Below are 16,360 nucleotides of genomic sequence, written 5' to 3' on the forward strand. Positions count from 1 at the left end.
CTGACGATCTTCCGTTTATCGGACCCGCGCGGGCTGCTATCGCGCGGGTCCGATGACGACCGCTCCTCCTCCCGACAGCCAGCTCACCGGCTTCGTCGCGCTGCTTCCCGCCGCGGCGCGGCCCTATGCGCTGCTCGCGCGATTCGACCGGCCGATCGGCTGGTGGCTGCTCTATTGGCCGTGCACCTTCGGACTGGGGCTCGCGGGCGGGGCAAAGAGCCACTGGCCGCTGTTCCTGTGGATGCTGCTCGGCGCGATCGCCATGCGCGGCGCGGGCTGCGTCTATAACGACATCGTCGACCGCGACCTCGACGCCAAGGTCGCGCGCACCGCGTCGCGGCCGGTGGCGAGCGGCGCGGTGTCGCTCCGCAATGCCTGGCTCTGGACGATCCTGCTGTCGCTCGTCGGGCTGCTTGTGCTCGTGCAATTGCCGCTGCGCGCGCAGCTGATCGCGCTGCTCAGCCTGCTGCTGGTCGCGGCCTATCCCTTCATGAAGCGCATCACCTGGTGGCCGCAGGCGTGGCTGGGGCTGGTGTTCAGCTGGGGCGCGCTCGTCGGCTGGGCGGCGGTCGGCGCGAACCCGCCGGGGCTGGCGCTACCCCTGCTCTATGCCGGCTGCATCGCGTGGGTGATCGGCTACGACACCATCTATGCGCTGCAGGATATCGAGGACGACGCGCTGGTCGGCGTGAAGTCGAGCGCTCGCGCGATGGGGCGTCACGTGAAGGCGGGGGTCGGGCTCTGCTACGCCGTCGCGCTCGCCTGCTGGGCCGGCGCGCTGTGGCAGGTGCGGCCCGACCCGCTGGTCTTCGTCGCGCTGCTGCCCGCGGGCCTGCATTTCATCGGGCAGGTGGTGACGCTCGATCCTGGACGCGGCGAGGACGCGCTGGCGAAGTTCCGCAGCAATCGTTTTGCGGGGCTCTTGATCTTCGCGGCAATGCTGGTGGTCGGTAACGCGCCCTAGTTACTCCGCCGCGAGCAGTTCCTCGGCGCCGCCGAGGTCGACCGAGACGAGGCGGCTGACGCCCTTTTCGATCATCGTCACCCCGAACAGGCGGTGCATGCGCGCCATCGTCACCGCATTGTGGGTGACGATCAGATAGCGCGTCTTGGTCTCGCGCGTCATGCGGTCGAGCAGGTCGCAGAAACGCTCGATATTGGCGTCGTCGAGCGGCGCGTCGACCTCGTCGAGGACACAGATCGGCGCGGGGTTGGTGAGGAACAGGCCGAAGATCAGCGCGATCGCGGTCAGCGCCTGCTCGCCGCCCGAAAGCAAAGTCAGCGTGCCGAGGCGCTTGCCCGGCGGCTGCGCCATGATTTCGAGCCCCGCCTCGAGCGGATCGTCCGAATCGACGAGCTCGAGATGCGCCTGGCCGCCGTTGAACAAAGTCGTGAAGAGGCGCTGGAAATGCTCGTTGACGGTTTCGAACGCCGCGAGCAGGCGGACGCGGCCCTCGCGGTTGAGATTGCCGATCGAGCCGCGCAGGCGGTGCACCGCCTGCGTCAGCTCCTCGATTTCGGCGGCGCTCTTCTCGCGCTCGGTGTCGAGTTCGATCAGTTCGTCGGCGGCGACGAGGTTGACCGGCCCGAGCCGCTCGCGGTCGGCGATGAGGCGGTCGTGCTGTGCCGATTCGGCGCCTGCGTCGCCGACGCTCGCGCTTTCGAAACCGGCCTTTTGCGGCAGCAGCGGCGGCGGGCATTCGAAGCGCTCGCCCGACAGGCGGCCCATTTCGACGCGGCGGAGCTCGGCATTTTCGGAGCGCGCGACCGCGCCGGCGCGGGTCTCGCGCGCGCTCGCCAGCGTCTCGCGGATCAAACCCAGCGCGGCCTCGGCCTCGCGCAGCGCGGCTTCGGCGGCGCGCTCATGCGCTTCGGCGGCGGCGACCGCTTCGCGCAGTTCGGCCTGCTTCGCCTCGGCCTCGCTGCGCTGTGCGGCGAGCTTTTCGGGGAGGTCGGCGAGCTTCGCGGCTTCGGCGGCGAGCGCTTCGGCGCGCTTGTCCATTTCGGTGACCCGGCGCGCGGCCTCGCCGGCGCGCGCCTTCCAGCTCTTGATCTCGGCGCTGACCACCGCCTGGCGTTCGCTCAAGGCGGCGAAGGCGCGTTCGTGCGCGGCCTGCGCCTCGCGCGCGGCATTGGCGTCGCTCCGCGCTCGCTCGGCGGCACCTTCCTGTGCGTCGAGCGCGGCGCGCGCGATGCTGTCATCGGGCAGCGCGGCGAGTGCGGCCTCGCTGTCGGCGAGTTCCTTTTGCGCTTCGGTCGTCGCCGCGGCGAGTTCGGCGCGGCGGCGGTCGAAGAGGCTCGCGGCGTCGCGGTGCCGGTCGAGCGCGGCTTGCGCCTGGTCGGCGGCGCGTAGCATCGTGCGGCGGCGCTCGTCGGCGTCGGCGAGCGCGCGGCGCGCGGTCGAGACGGCGGCCGTCGCTTCGGCGAGTGATGCGCTCGCGGCATCGCGGCGGTCGCCGAGCTGGGTGACGCCGAGCTCGACTTGCGGGCGCTGCGCGGCGAGCTCGTCGAGGCGGTTCTGGCGGACGAGGCGCTCGGTCGCGGTGGCGCCGTCGCCGCGCGCGACGAAACCGTCCCAGCGGCGCATCACGCCGTCCCTGGTCACGAGGCGCTGACCGACCGCGAGCGGCTGGCCCGAGTCCGTGTCGGCGACGGCGACCTGGCTCAGGCGGCGGAGCAGCGCGGCGGGCGCCTGGACGACGTCGGCGAGCGCGGTAGCGCCCGCGGGCAGCGTAGGGTCGCTCGCGTGCCGGTCGGCGCCGCGCCAACTGCGCTGCGCCTCGGCATCGGTGCCGGCGTCGAGATCGTCGCCGAGCGCGGCGGCGAGCGCGGCTTCATAACCGGGAGTGACGCGGAGCTGGTCGAGCACGGGGTTGGCGTCGGATCTGGCGGCGGCGAGCGCGCGCGCCAGCGTCGCGGCCTCGCCTTCGAGCGCGGCGAAGGCCGCGCGCGCTTCGGCGAGCCCCGCCTCGATTTCGGCGAGGCTCGCGGCCGCGGCCTCGCGGTCGGCCTCGGCGTCCTGCAGCGCTTCCTCGGCGGCGCCGATCGCGCCTTCGGCTTCGGCGGCGGCGCTCGCGGCCTCGGTCTGCCGCGCGGCGAGCGCGGCGCTGTCGCCCAGCGCCGCGACCTCGGCCTCGACGCGCGCGCTGTCGTTGGCCAAGCGGCGGACGGCGCCCTCGGCGCTGTCGCGCGCCGAGACGGCGATGCGGCGGTCGGCGGCCTCGCTCGCGGCCTGCGCGCGCGCCTGCGCCAGCGCGACCTCGGCATCGCGGAGTAAAGCCTGCGCGGCCTGGCTCGCCTCGACGAGCGCGGCTTTGCCGGCTTCGTGGACGGCGAGCTGCTGCGCCAGCGTCTTGGCCTCCGTATCGAGGTCGGTGAGCGCGCCATGCGCCTCGCGCGCGAATTCGCCCTCGCGCTCGCGGTCGTCGGCAAGGCGGGTTTGCTGCGCGGCGAGATCGTCGAGCCGCTGGCGCGCGGCGCGTTCCTCGCCCGCGAGGCGGACCTGCGTCGCGGTCGCCTCGGCAAGCGCGTCGCGCTGCGCCTGCGCGGCGCTGCGCGCGTCGGCGACGCGGGTCGCGACCTCGGTCTGCGCGCGGGCGAGCGTGTCGAGCTTTTCCTGCGCGGATTTGACGGCGGCCTCGGCGGCGTCGGCGTCGCGGCGCGCCTGGTCGGCGGCGGCGGCGGCGTCGCGCCAGCGCGCGTAGATCAGCCGGCCTTCGGCGATGCGAATCTCGTCGCTGAGTTTCTTGTAGCGCTCGGCGGCGCGCGCCTGGCGGCGCAGCGCATTGGCGCGCACCTCCATGTCGGCGACGATTTCGGACAGGCGGCCGAGGTTGGTCTCGGTCGCGCGCAGCTTCTGTTCGGCGTCCTTGCGGCGTACGTGCAGCCCGGCGATGCCGGCGGCTTCTTCGAGCATCGCGCGGCGGTCGGTCGGCTTGGCGGCGATGACGTTGGCGATCTTGCCCTGGCTGACGAGCGCGGGGCTGTGCGCACCGGTCGCGGCGTCGGCGAAGATCAGGGCGACATCCTTGGCGCGCACGTCGCGGCCGTTGGCGCGGTACGCGCTGCCCGCGCCGCGTTCGATGCGGCGGATGATCTCGAGCTCGTGGCCGTCGCTGGCGTCGGACAGCCCCGCGACGATGTCGCCCTCGCTGTCGCAATGGATCGCGACCTCGGCGAAGTCGCGCGGCGGGCGCTGCGTCGTGCCCGCGAAGATGACGTCCTCCATGCCGCCGCCGCGCATCGATTTGGGGCTGGATTCGCCCATCACCCAGCGGATCGCCTCGAGCAGGTTCGACTTGCCGCAACCGTTGGGGCCGACCACGCCGGTCAGCCCGGGTTCGATGCGGAGTTCAGTGGGTTCGACGAAGCTTTTGAAACCGGTCAGGCGCAGGCGTTTTATCTGCACGGGCGCATCCCGTGCAGTCGACCGAATCGCAGATGATGCAACCTGCTTGTCACATATCCCCCTTGGCCCCCGTCATGCCGCGCGGGCGGGGGAGTCGCAAGGGGGTTGGGGCGGGATGAGGCGCGGTTTCGCGTGGCCCTCGAATTCGGGCGCCGCCGTAGAGATCCTCCCCTTGGCGCAGCCATGGGGAGGTGGCAGCGCGAAGCGCTGACGGAGGGGTAATATCGCCGGGGTCGAGACCCCTCCACCACCGCCTACGGCGGCGGTCCCCCTCCCCAACGCTTCGCGATGGGGAGGATCTTTAGGGTCGCTTATCACCCCAAAGTGGGAGTCGAATGCGCCGTCAGCGCGCGCCGAGCGTCTTCAGGCGGTCGCGCAGCACCGGCCAGGTGCCGATGCCTTCGGCGAGCTGGCCGTTGATGATGAACGCCGGGGTGCCGGGGATCGGATAGGCCTCGTTCGCGGCGTTTACGCCCTTTTCCAGCTTTTCGAGATTGGCGACGTTGCCGAGGCAGCTGTTGATCTGCTCGGCGGTCATGCCGCGCGACTGGAAGAAGGTGTCGAGCTTGATCGCCTTGGCGAGCGCGGGAAAGCGCTGCGCCGGGGGCAGACCCATCGCGGCCTCGTAACCCGCCTGGTTGCCCTGCGCGTTGGCGAAGATTTCGGCTTGCGCCGCCATCGCATTTTCCATCAGCGCGAAATAGCGTTCCTTGGGCGCACACTGGATGATCGCCGCGGCAGTGATGTCGATCGGGTCGCGGACATAGTTGCGGATTTCGAAGCTGACGCGGCCGGTGTCGACGAAGTCGCGCTTCAGCTCCTCGTGGCTGGTGTTCGAGAAATCGGCGCAGTGCGAGCAGGTGAGCGAGGCAAATTCGATCACCTTGATCGGCGCCTCGGGGTTGCCCATCGCATAGCCGCCCTCGGGGGTAACGGTGACGGTCTGCGACCAGCTCTTGCCCGCGGGCGCCGCGACCTTTGCGATCGCCGCCTGTTCCTTGGCGGGATCGGTCTTGCTGTCGCCGCAGGCGGCGAGGGCGAGCGCGCCCATCGAGGTCAAGAGGGCAGTACGCAGCAGGGTCATTGGTATCATCTCCACTGATCGGGGAAGGCGGGCTTTTACGAGGCCTTGAGCGCAAGGTCGAGTTGCGATTTCACCGCCGGCCAGGCGGTGACTTCGAGCCGGCGGCCGTTGAGGAAAAAGGCCGGGGTGCCGCCGACGCGGTCGGCGTTGCGGCCGATGTTGGTCATGCCGGTGAGTTCGGCCTGCGCGACCTCGTCGTCGAGGCAGGCGTTCTGCTGCGCGGCGGTGTAGCCGCGCGCGGTCATCAGCGCGGTGAGGCCGGTGTCGGCGGCGATCTTGCGCGCGCGCTGGCCGGTGGTGCCCTCGAACCAGCTGGTCTTCTGCGCGTCGCTCGCCTTGGTCACCTTGTCGAGCAGCGCTACCTGGCCGCCGAAGATCGCGGCGTGGTTGCCGGCAAAGGCCTTGGGTCCGCCGCAGCGCGCGAGCAGCGCCGCGGTCATGTCGATCGGATCGCGCACGAGGTTGCGATATTCGAAGAGGACGAGCCCTTTGTCGACATAGAGCGTCTTGAGCGGCACCGCTGCCGCCTTGGCGAAGTCGCCGCAGACGTGGCAGGTGTAGCTGAAATATTCGACCAGCTTGATCTTCGCCGCGGGGTTGCCGACGGTATAGGCGCCGATGCTGCTGGCGGTGACGGTCGACGACCAGCGCGGCGCGGCGGCCGCGGCCTTCTTGGCGGGGGCGGCGTGGACGGCCGACAGCGCGAGGATGCCGAGCGCGGCGGTGGCGGCAAGGGCGATGATAGAACGCGGACGGAATGGCTTCATCGGGGCCGGGTCTTCCTCAACTGATGCGGGGGAGCTTGGGCGGCGTCGCGAGCCCGGCCGCCATCCGTTCGAGCACGGTGCGAAGCTCGGGGTCACCGATGTCGCGCAAACTGTCCCCCAGTTCGGCGGGTACGGGTTTGAGCATTGCTGGCGGCTGAACGGCGGGCGCGGGGGTGACCTGCCCGTGGCTCATGCGCACGCCGGCGATTGCGGCATAGCCGAAGAAGCGGTTGACCGCGGCGATCAGGTCGGGGGCGACGTGCTGGAGCATCGGCGCGTGCGCGCCGCTGATCGTCAGGTGCAGCGTGCCGCCGGCCTTTTGCCCCGCGGGGAAACGGATCATCGCGGGCTGGGTGACGTCGGCGAGGCGGTCGCCGACGATCTCGCGCCAGCGGCTGACCACCGACGACTGGATGAAGCCGAATTTGCGGAACGCCGTGCGGCCGATTTCGGGGACGAGGTCGGAGATCGCGCGCGCCTCGCCGCCGCGCGGGCGTTCATAGGGGCGCGCGGCGGGCTTGGCGGCTTTCGCCTTCGCCTTTTTCGCCTTCGGCTTGGGAGCCGGGCCATCCTCTCGCGTCTCTTTCGTCATTCGGGGCGTCATGCCATAGGCGGGGGGTGAGCGTCCAGACTTCCGACATCGCTGGAGACTTCGCCGCGCGCCTGCTTGGCTGGTACGACCGCGCGGCGCGCGTGCTGCCTTGGCGCGTGCCGCCGCGGAGCGCCACGGTGCCCGACCCCTATCGCGTGTGGATGGCCGAGGTCATGCTGCAGCAGACGACGGTCGCCGCGGTCGCGGGCTATTTCGAACGCTTCACGGCGCGCTGGCCGACGGTCGCCGATCTCGCCGCGGCCGAGGATGCCGACGTCATGGCGGCGTGGGCGGGGCTCGGCTATTACGCCCGCGCGCGCAACCTGCTCGCCTGCGCGCGCGCGGTGGTGAGCGAGCATGGCGGCCTGTTTCCCGATAACGAGGCAGGGCTTCGCGCGCTGCCCGGGGTCGGCGACTATACCGCGGCGGCGGTCGCGGCGATCGCCTTCGGGCGGCCGTCGGTGGTGGTCGACGCCAATATCGAGCGCGTCATCGCGCGCCACCGGCTGATCGAGATTCCGCTCCCCGCGGCGAAGCGTGACATCAAGGCGGCATTGGCGCCGCTGGTGCCCGCCGATCGCCCGGGCGACTTCGCGCAGGCGCTGATGGATCTCGGCGCGACTATCTGCACCGTACGCAGCCCCGCGTGCGGCATCTGCCCGGTGATGGCCGACTGCCGCGCGCGCGGGCGCCCCGATATCGAGCGGTTGCCGGTGAAGCCGCCGAAGAAGGCGAAGCCGCATCGTCACGGCCTCGCTTACTGGATCGAGCGGGACGGCAGCGTCTGGCTGGTGCGGCGGCCCGACAAGGGCATGCTCGGGGGGATGCGCGCGTTGCCGGGCGGCGACTGGACCGACATACGCCCACGCGAGTCGGGGATCGTGTCGGTCGACCATGGCTTTACCCATTTCGACCTGACGCTCACCCTGGTGCGCCGCGAATCCGCCGATGCCGCAGCGGAAGGCGCGTGGTGGCCGATCGCGGAGCTTGACGCGGCGGGGCTGCCGACGCTCTATCGCAAACTGACCGACAAGATGCTGGAGAGGTTGAGATGAACATGATGGTTTCGCGCCGGGCGATGCTCGGCGGGCTGGCGCTGGGCGGTTCGAGCCTCCTGCTCCCCAGTGCGGCGTGGGCGTATAAGGAGAGCGGGGCGCAGCTCTATCCCGCGACCAATGCCTTCATCAAAGGCTTTGTCGACCGCAAGGAACTGGCGGGCACGCTCGCCGCGATCGGCAAGGGGCAGGCGGAGGCCAGCTTCTTCGGCGCCGGGGTACAGTCGCTGAGCGACGGCGTGCCGGTCGGCCCCGATACGCTGTGGCGGCTCTATTCGATGACCAAGCCGGTCACCGGCATCGCCGCGATGCTGCTGATCGAGGATGGCAAGATGACGCTCGACCAGCCGATCGCCGACTTCCTGCCCGCCTTCGCCAATATGAAGGTACAGAATACCCCCGACGGCTCGATCACCGACGTGCGGCCGGCGAAGACGCAAATCACCTTGCGGCATCTGCTGACGCATACCGCGGGGCTGGGCTACAACATCATCCAGAAGGGGCCGATCAAGAAAGCCTATGACGACAATGGCATCGTCGGCGGGCAGGCGAGCCGGCTGCCGATCCCGGGGCTGCCGCCGGTCACCGCGGCGCCGAGCCTGGCGCTGATGGCCGACCGGCTCGCGACCTTGCCGCTCGTCTATGAGCCGGGGACGAAGTGGAGCTATTCGATCAGCCTCGACCTGATGGGGCGCGTGATCGAGGTCGTGTCGGGGCAGGCGTTCGACGCCTTTCTGAAGGCGCGCATTTTCGATCCCCTGGGCATGACGAGCACCGGCTTCCAGGTCGCGGCGAAGGATGTCGGGCGCTTCACGAGCAATTATGCCGCGTTCAACGGCGTGCTCATCCCCTTCGATCCGGCGAGCGCATCGATCTATCTCGACAAGCCGCCCTACCCCTTCGGCGGCGGCGGCCTCGTATCGAGCGCGCGCGATTACGACCGTTTCCTCGCGATGCTGCTCGGCGAGGGGGAGACGGGCGGCAAAAGGATCATGAAGGCCGAGACCGCGCGGCTCGCAATGTCGAACCTGCTCGACGACAGCGTCGATCGCAAGGGAACCTTCGTCGACGGCCAGGGCTTCGGTGCTGGCGGGCGCGTGTCGCTGCCGACCTCGCCGGGGGGCGAGGGGCTGTTCGGCTGGGCGGGCGCCGCGGGGACGATCGGATTTGTGCATAGGAAGCTCGGCTACCGCGTCGGCGGCTATACGCAGATCATGCCGTCGGAAACGGTGCCTTTCCAGGCCAAGTTCGGCGAGACGGTGCTGAAGGATGTGACCGCCTGATGCCGCGACCGCTGGGCTTTACGGGCGCGCGGCTCGACCGCGCCGACCAGGTCCGCACCAACGAAGCGGCCTTCGCGGCGGCGCTGGCCGATCCGCGTGCGCGGTGCCTCGTCCTCGACGGCATCGACTTCGTTCCGGGCGAGGGCGGAGGGCTCTGCTGGGAGCCCTTCGACCCCGCCGACGATCGCGCGGTCATGCTGCTCGGGCTCGACGAGGCGGGGGTGCCGCACTTCGTGCGCGAACCCGCGCCGAGCCAGCGGATCGATGCGCGCTCGCGCACGGTGATGCGGTTGTTGCCCATGCTTTCAACCGAGGAAGCCGCGCTCTACGGCGGTGCGCGCAGCCTGGTCGACTGGCACGCGCGGCATCGCTTCTGCGCGGTGTGTGGCCAGCCGACGGACCTCTTCCGCGGCGGCTGGGGGCGGCAATGCGGCAGCTGCAACGCCGAACATTTCCCGCGCGTCGACCCGGTGGTGATCATGCTCGCCGAATGCGAGGATCGCGTGCTCGTCGGACGCCAGCCGGGTTTCCCGCCGGGTTTCTTCTCGGCGCTCGCGGGCTTCGTCGAGCCCGGCGAATCGCTCGAGGAAGCGGTGGCGCGCGAATTGTTCGAGGAAGCGGGAATCCGCGTTGCGGACGTGACCTATGTCGCGAGCCAACCCTGGCCTTTCCCCTCATCGCTGATGATCGGCGCGCGCGCGGTAGCGCACGACCCGGCGCTGACGCTCGACACGACCGAGATCGAAGCGGCGATGTGGGTCGACCGCGCCGACGTCCGCGCCGCGCTGGCGGGCGACATGGGCGCGCCCTTCATGGCGCCCCCGCCGCTGGCGATCGCACGGTTTTTGCTGGAGGATTGGGCCGCTTAGCGAAACCGCCGCGATATTCGAAGAAATTTTCCCAAAATTATAGTAAATAGAAAACGAATCACGCGGATGGGGGAGGCGGGATGCAGAAATATTTGCTGTTACCGGCGCTATTGTTGTTGCCGGGATGTGTTTCCACTTTTGAAGACAAGCATCACTTCGCGACCGTCGATACGAGCACCGGTCAGGTGGTGAATGTCTTTCGCGTCTCTGTCACCGGCGGTGCGGAGATGGCGAATCTGCGGTATATCGCAGGCTATTACGATCCGCGCGCGGTCGACCTCTTCTTCAACGAAGTCAATTCCCAGAACTACACCGACGCCGAGCTGAAAGGCGCGGTCCCGTCGATCTTCAAGACGGTGTCGTGCGACGACCGGGGGGACGACGACTGCAAGAAGAAACAGGACGCCGTGCTGCGCACCGTGCCGGTCGGCGCCGATGGCGGCAAGGAAGGCCGCTTCGTCATGATCCTGTCGAGCAACGCCAATGCCGTGGCGAGCTCGATCGGCAAATTTGCCGAAAATGAACTGGTGATCAGCTCGGCGCTGTTCCTGGCGACCAAGAATGATCGCGAAGCGGTGGCGAGGCTGGACGCCGAGGCGCCGATCGTTTCGGCGCGGCGCAACGCAACGACGGGGGAGATCGGTAAAATCCTGGAAGGGACCGACGCCGATTATAACAGCAAATATCTGCGTACCTTGCAGGCGATAGCGGCCGGACTGGCGCCGGATGCGGCGCCGGCGTTCAAGGACAAGGATGAGGCGGCCGCATGGTTCGCCGCGCGGCCGCGCGGAGGTCGGCAATGACCGGCTTGGGCAGGCTCTCGGCCGCGGTCTTGCTGGGTAGCGTGGCGCTGGGCGGCTGCGCGCGATTGACCGTGCAGGTCGATGTGATGGACCCGGTCTATGCCAAGCAGGCCGCGCGCGATGCCGAAATGCGGATCGAAGGCCAGCGGCTGGCGGAAGGCAATTACCGGACGACGCGGACGCTGGTCGTGCGGCAATTCGCCACCTATCGAAGCTTTCGCGCCAATTGCCTGACCGATGCGGCCACCGCTTATGAGGAGATCGCCGGCGGAATGACCGCCGCCGACGCGGCAACGCAGGGACAGCGGCAGGCCAGCATCGCTCTGGCCCAGACCTATCGCACCGCGATCGCCGATCCCGCCCTGCTGGCGGCCATTGCGGCGCAGGAAAAGGCCTGGCTCGATCGCCTGATCGCCGCCGATCGAAATGCCGGGGCGGCGGTGGCTGCGAGCGGCGGAATCCTGCCGCAGAAAGCGCCGGTGAGCGACGTCGTGCAGCGGACCTGGCTGGCGCGCAACGAGGCGATTGCCGAGCTCGAAACTTATCTGAGGGGCGAGGTCGGGCAATGGCACGCGATCTGCGGACCCGCTGCGGAAAGCGCGGCAGGAGCGCTCGGGCAGAGGGGGCAGGCGATCAAGGCCAAGGTCGAAGCCGAAAAAGGCGCGACCGAGGCGCAGATGGCCGCTGCGACGCGGCAATCGATTGCCGGCGGCGGTATCCTGTTGAACGATCGACTGGAGGCTTTCTATGTCACCGATGCGCCCAAGGAGGCGTGGGCGGAAAGCTATAATCGCGCGTTCGGCGAAGGGATTGGTGGCAGCACCAGCATCGCCGTGGTCATGAACGAAACCGCCGATTTTTCGATCAAGGGCTTTGTCTTCGACGGACGCTCGACCGCCGATATGATCGGCAAGGTCGCGGTGCAGGCCGTCACCCTGCTCGCGGCGTCGCAGGGCCTGCCGGTCGGGACCAGGGCCGCGACGGATTCCGCTCCGGCGGCGTTCACGTCGGACACCACGAAGCTCGTCGCCGATACGCAGAGCAAGCAATATGCGGCGGAGGCGAGCGAAGCCGCCTATCGCGCCTTTCTGTTCCGCATGGCCGATACGATCATGGCCGACATGGGAGCGCTGACGACGGCGGGCGGCTCCGGCGACCCGGCCCGTCAGCGGGTCAAGGACACCTTCGACGCCCACAAGGATAGCTGGAAGTTGCCAGAGCCGAAATAGGGGAGGAAGCGATGCCGGGGTTGGAACATTATCGCGTCGGCGATGTGGTCGAGGTGCAGGATGCGAGCGTCGGCTGGATTCCCGGCGTCGTCATCGGGGCGGGCGTCGGAATGCCGGTCACCGTGAAGACGTCGGGTCCGATACCGGTCGCGGTCACTAATCCGGCGAAGATACGCCCGAGTGCCGCCGGTGTGGCCGCGCGAATACCGGGCAGGACGACTGGGGCGCCGATGCGCGGTGCGTTCCTGCTCGGCGGGATGCAGCATGAAATGGTGCTGGTAAAGCTGGCCGGCCGCGGCGGCGCGAAGCTGCTGGTCGACGTGAACGATATTGAAATCGACTAGGCTCAGGACCTATTAAAAAGCTTGCGCGTGATGGGAGTGGGTGATTCAAGGGTTGCGGGATGTGCAGCCATGGGTGATTTGCTGTTGCTGAGCGAGGCGCAGATGCGCCGGATCGAGGGCTATTTTCCGCTGTCGCACGGGATACCGCGGGTCGATGACCGGAGGATATTGAGCGGCATTTTCTTCGTGTTGCGCAACGGGGTGCGCTGGCGCGACGCGCCGCGGGATTATGGGCCGCACAAGACGATCTACAACCGCTTCATCCGCTGGAGCCGACTGGGGGTGTTCGATCGTATCTTTGCCGAACTGGCCAAGGATGGCGATGGGGTGCTGATGATCGATGCGACCCATATCAAGGCGCACCGGACGGCGGCGAGCCTCTTCAAAAAGGGGCTCTACCCCGCGCTATCGGACGCAGCCGCGGCGGCCTGACCAGCAAGCTCCACCTCGTATACGACGGTCGGGGACGGCCGCTGCGGCTTCACCTGACCGAAGGACAGCGCAGCGATCACAAGGGCGCCGAGGCGCTCATCGGCAGCCTGCCCCCGGCCCGAACCATGATCGCCGACCGCGCCTATAGCTCGGCCTGGTTCCGCCAGGTGCTGGCAGCACGCGCCATCGACGCCTGCATCCCCCCGCACCCCACCCACAAGGTCCGGCACGACTACGACCGGACCCTCTACAAACAGCGCCACCGCATCGAAAACCTCTCCGCCCGGCTCAAAGACTGGCGCCGTATCCATACCCGATACGACCGATGCGCCGACATCTTCAAAGCCGCCATCACATTCGCATGCATCTGCATCTTCTGGATTAATGAGTCCTGAGCCTAGCCGCCGATGGCTCCGCCGGTCGCCGTTACAGCCGCCGACCGGTAATCCGGCTGATTTCCTTCGCCACCATCGCCTCGACCATCGTCGGCAAATTGGCGTCGAGCCAGTCCTTGAGCATCGGGCGCAGCGCGTCGGTCACCACATCCTCGAGCGTGCGGCCGGCAGCCGCCGGTGCGGCAACCGCGGCGGCGACGGCGGGCGCGACCGCGGCGGTCAGCGCTTCGAGCGACTGGCGCGCGGCATCGGCGCTGGCGGGCGAGACGAGTTCCTCGGCGGAGCCTGCCTCGGGCGCGGGGTCGGCGTCATAATCGTCCTCGGCATCCCTCAGTTCGAGGATGTCCTCGCGGGCGGGCTCGCGCGTTTCGCGCGCGCCGGGGGCTTCATCGCGCGCGATGACGCGCCGGATCGACGACAAAATGTCTTCCATCGACGGTTCACGCGACATGTCGCCCATATGGCCCCCTGTGAATCGCCCGGGAAGCGGACGATTAACCATCTCTTACCGGTAGCCGGCGATGGTTAACAAGTTCTTATTGCGGGTTCAGCGGATCGCCGGCGGGGACGCTGGCGTCGGCGGCGGGCACGGCGCGCGTGTCGGTCGCGACCTGCTGGGGCTTCGGATCGTCGTCCCAGTCGAAAATCTTGCCCTTCACGCGCTTGTAATTGACCTCGGGGTCGTAGAGCGCGCCGCCCTCGATCCCCAGGTCGCGCGCCTCGGCCTTGCCCATCGCGGCGAGCACCGAAAAGGCTGCGACATAGGAGTTGCGCCGTGCCGAGACGAGTTGGACCTGCGTGTTCAGATATTCTTGCTCGGCGTTCAGGATATCGAGGATCGAGCGCGTGCCGACGCTGTTCTCGGCGCGCACGCCCTCCAGCGAGAGCGCGTTGGCGCGCACCGCCTGCTCGGTCGCGGCGATGATCTGTTCGTTCGCCTGCCACGCGGCATAGGCGCCGCGCGTCTGGGCGATCACGCCGCGTTCGGTCTCGACATAGGCTTCGATCGCCTGGCTGTTGCGCGACTGCGCCTGGCGCACCTGCGCCGCGGGACGGCCACCCTGGAAGATCGGGATCGTAAGCGATACCGCGGCCTGGGTGCTGGTTGTGATATTCTCCGACGTCGCGCTCGTCACCGAATTGAGGTTGTTGTTATAGCCGCCGCTGAGCGTCGTCGACAATTTGGGCAGGCGCGTCGCGCGGGCGACGCCGATGTCCGAGCGGCTCGCATTGACCAGCTGGTTCGCCGCCTCGATGTCGGGATTGTTGTTGAGCGCGATGGCGACGGCATCCTCGGCGGTGGCGGGCAGGTTAGGGAGCTGCGGCGGCTGTTCGAGGTCGACCGGCGCGTCGCCGACCAGGCGGATATAAGCCTCGCGGCTGGAGATGAGGTTCGATTCGGCGGTGCGCAGATCGCCTTCGGCCAGCGCGAGCCGCGCCTGCGACTGCGCGACGTCGGTGCGCGTGAGGTCGCCGATCTCGAAGCGGTCGCTGGTCGCCTGCAAATTGGTGCGCAGGACCGAGACATTCTTCTGGTTCAATTGGACGATTGCCTGGTCGCGGATGACGTCCATGTAGGCGCCGACGGTCTGCGAGAAAATGCTCGCCTCGGTCGCGCGCAGATCGGCCTGCCCCGCTTCGACGCGATATTTGGCGGCCTTGACCGCATTTTTCACCGCGCCGCCCTGATAGATGGGGACGGTCAGCTGGCCGCCGACGGTCAGCGTGCGCTTCGGCGAGAAAAAGGCGTTGCCGGGAAGGACCAGATTTTCCTGATAATCGACCCCGGCGCCCGCGCTCGGCAGGCCGTCGGCTTTGCGGATCGGCACATTCTCGTCGTTCGCGCGCTGCCCTGCGCGCGCGGCGGTGAGCGTCGGGTTGTTCTCATAGGCCTTGGCGAGCGCCCCCTGCAGCGTTTCGGCGTGCGCCGCGGCGGGCAGCATCAGCGCGCCGAGCGCGAGGCCGGCAAGCCAGCGGGCGCGGGGCTGTTTCTTGTTGGTATCGAGCATCGTCATGATCAGCCTGAAAACTGGGGAGGTGCCGGTTAGAACTGGAAACCCTTCGGTGCCGCAAAGCCCGGCAGCGGCGCGACATCCATGTCGGCAAAGGGCCGCAGCACGATCGTGCCGCCGGTCTTCACCCCCTGCACCAGGCGGCTGACGCTGCCGTCGCGCAGCGCCGCGACGATCCGGCCGCCCTCGACCAGCTGATCGGCGAGCGCCGCGGGCAGCGCCTCGATCGCGCCTTCGACGATGATGCGGTCGAACAGCCCCTTGCCCGGCGTGCCAGCGGCGAGCGGACCTTGCGTCCAGCGGATCGCGGGGTTGGTCGCCGCAAGCTTCGCCATTTCGATCAGCCCGGTCTCTTCCTCGAGCGCTTCGACCTCGGCGCCGAGCAGCGCGAGGCATGCGGCGGTGTAGCCGGTCGCGGCGCCGACGAGCAGTACGCGCATGCCGGGACGGATCGCCGCCGCGACGAGCAGGCGCCCGGTGACCAGCGGCGGGTTGAGCGCGCGGCCGCTGCCCAGCGGGATCGCGCGGTCCATATAGGCGACGCTCGCCAGCGCGGGCGGCACATGCGCCTCGCGCGCGACCGCGCCCATCGCGCCGACGACGGCAGGGTCGATCACGTCATTGGTGCGAAGCTGGCTGTCGATCATCGCAGCCCGCATCTCCGCGGCACTTGCCTCGTTCAATTTGGCCTCGCTCAATTTCGTCGCCATCAGCGCTGTCCGTTTCCTGGAATGACTTTCATTGCAGCCCGCTCTAGCCCAAGCGATGCTGTATTGCAATGCTAATACAGCATGAGCGTCTGCTGGGCCGCGCATAGCTGCCCCGGCCGCCGCCGCCAAGGGTGCATCGGCGAATCCTTGACAAGGGTGGCAAAGCCCATCACTAGCGCAGGCCCACCCAGGCCGTCCGACAGGACCGGCCGTTCGGCATGAGGCCCGATGGCGGAGTGGTGACGCAGCGGACTGCAAATCCGTATACGCCGGTTCGATTCCGGCTCGGGCCTCCAACCATATCCATCGAACCGACTTATGGACAGTTTCGTCTGCGAAACGGCGCAATTGTGCGTGTCCGCAAGGCGTGGACGGTC

At 68.6% G+C, this 16,360-nt stretch carries 15 protein-coding genes and 1 tRNA gene; 9 read left to right on the top strand and 7 right to left on the bottom strand.

All coding sequences use genetic code 11. The annotated features are described in order from the left end of the window. Positions 1-52: 52 nt before the first annotated feature. On the top strand, positions 53-964 hold the full coding sequence (gene ubiA, locus BWQ93_RS17635) for a 4-hydroxybenzoate octaprenyltransferase (RefSeq protein ID WP_077031632.1): 912 nt from the start codon (positions 53-55) through the stop codon (positions 962-964). Here ubiA and smc read toward each other — a convergent pair whose 3' ends face one another. The 4 genes from smc to BWQ93_RS17655 form a co-directional block, all read right to left on the bottom strand. Beyond that, on the bottom strand, positions 965-4,408 hold the full coding sequence (smc, locus tag BWQ93_RS17640; protein ID WP_077031633.1) for a chromosome segregation protein SMC: 3,444 nt from the start codon (positions 4,406-4,408) through the stop codon (positions 965-967). 343 nt (positions 4,409-4,751) lie between these two features. After that, a complete protein-coding gene (locus tag BWQ93_RS17645; RefSeq protein ID WP_077031634.1) occupies positions 4,752-5,492 on the bottom strand; it encodes a thioredoxin domain-containing protein in 741 nt (246 codons plus the stop codon). Between the two features lie 35 nt (positions 5,493-5,527). Beyond that, positions 5,528-6,259 (bottom strand): thioredoxin domain-containing protein, encoded by a 732-nt coding sequence (locus tag BWQ93_RS17650; protein ID WP_077031635.1) that lies wholly within the window; start codon positions 6,257-6,259, stop codon positions 5,528-5,530. A gap of 16 nt (positions 6,260-6,275) precedes the next feature. Continuing rightward, entirely contained in the window at positions 6,276-6,851 is a 576-nt protein-coding gene (locus BWQ93_RS17655) for a DUF721 domain-containing protein (RefSeq protein ID WP_077031636.1), read from the bottom strand. Between the two features lie 26 nt (positions 6,852-6,877). Here BWQ93_RS17655 and BWQ93_RS17660 point away from each other — a divergent pair, with 26 nt between their 5' ends. The 7 genes from BWQ93_RS17660 (at position 6,878) to BWQ93_RS20565 (ending at position 13,261) form a co-directional block, all read left to right on the top strand. Beyond that, positions 6,878-7,906 (top strand): A/G-specific adenine glycosylase, encoded by a 1,029-nt coding sequence (locus tag BWQ93_RS17660; RefSeq protein WP_077031637.1) that lies wholly within the window; start codon positions 6,878-6,880, stop codon positions 7,904-7,906. Continuing rightward, positions 7,903-9,189 carry a serine hydrolase domain-containing protein gene (locus tag BWQ93_RS17665; protein WP_077031638.1) on the top strand — a complete coding sequence of 429 codons (1,287 nt, stop codon included), beginning with the start codon at positions 7,903-7,905 and terminating at the stop codon, positions 9,187-9,189. The genes BWQ93_RS17660 and BWQ93_RS17665 overlap by 4 nt, the downstream gene beginning before the upstream one ends. After that, entirely contained in the window at positions 9,189-10,058 is an 870-nt protein-coding gene (nudC, locus tag BWQ93_RS17670; protein WP_077031639.1) for an NAD(+) diphosphatase, read from the top strand. The genes BWQ93_RS17665 and nudC overlap by 1 nt, the downstream gene beginning before the upstream one ends. Positions 10,059-10,138: 80 nt before the next feature. Beyond that, a complete protein-coding gene (locus BWQ93_RS17675) occupies positions 10,139-10,861 on the top strand; it encodes a hypothetical protein (protein WP_156878282.1) in 723 nt (240 codons plus the stop codon). Further along, positions 10,858-12,090, top strand: coding sequence for a hypothetical protein (locus BWQ93_RS17680; RefSeq protein ID WP_077031641.1), 1,233 nt, complete (start codon positions 10,858-10,860; stop codon positions 12,088-12,090). The genes BWQ93_RS17675 and BWQ93_RS17680 overlap by 4 nt, the downstream gene beginning before the upstream one ends. 11 nt (positions 12,091-12,101) lie before the next feature. Further along, entirely contained in the window at positions 12,102-12,434 is a 333-nt protein-coding gene (locus BWQ93_RS17685) for a hypothetical protein (RefSeq protein WP_077031642.1), read from the top strand. A gap of 69 nt (positions 12,435-12,503) precedes the next feature. Further along, a protein-coding gene (locus BWQ93_RS20565) for an IS5 family transposase (protein ID WP_232314652.1) occupies positions 12,504-13,261 on the top strand; the annotation gives its coding sequence in 2 pieces (ribosomal slippage) (positions 12,504-12,831 and positions 12,831-13,261; 759 coding nt in all). A gap of 31 nt (positions 13,262-13,292) precedes the next feature. Here BWQ93_RS20565 and BWQ93_RS17700 read toward each other — a convergent pair. The 3 genes from BWQ93_RS17700 to BWQ93_RS17710 all read right to left on the bottom strand — a co-directional run bounded on the left by BWQ93_RS17700 (position 13,293) and on the right by BWQ93_RS17710 (position 15,983). Next, complete coding sequence (locus BWQ93_RS17700) at positions 13,293-13,721, bottom strand: DUF2497 domain-containing protein (RefSeq protein ID WP_077031645.1); 429 nt, start codon at positions 13,719-13,721, stop codon at positions 13,293-13,295. 76 nt (positions 13,722-13,797) lie between these two features. Further along, a complete protein-coding gene (locus BWQ93_RS17705; protein ID WP_077032512.1) occupies positions 13,798-15,270 on the bottom strand; it encodes a TolC family outer membrane protein in 1,473 nt (490 codons plus the stop codon). 35 nt (positions 15,271-15,305) lie between these two features. Further along, positions 15,306-15,983, bottom strand: coding sequence for a protein-L-isoaspartate O-methyltransferase family protein (locus tag BWQ93_RS17710; RefSeq protein WP_077031646.1), 678 nt, complete (start codon positions 15,981-15,983; stop codon positions 15,306-15,308). A gap of 222 nt (positions 15,984-16,205) precedes the next feature. Here BWQ93_RS17710 and BWQ93_RS17715 point away from each other — a divergent pair. Further along, positions 16,206-16,279, top strand: a tRNA-Cys gene (locus BWQ93_RS17715). Positions 16,280-16,360: the final 81 nt, after the last annotated feature.

Origin of the sequence: Sphingopyxis sp. QXT-31, assembly GCF_001984035.1 — a bacterium.
Classification (GTDB): Bacteria; Pseudomonadota; Alphaproteobacteria; order Sphingomonadales; family Sphingomonadaceae; genus Sphingopyxis.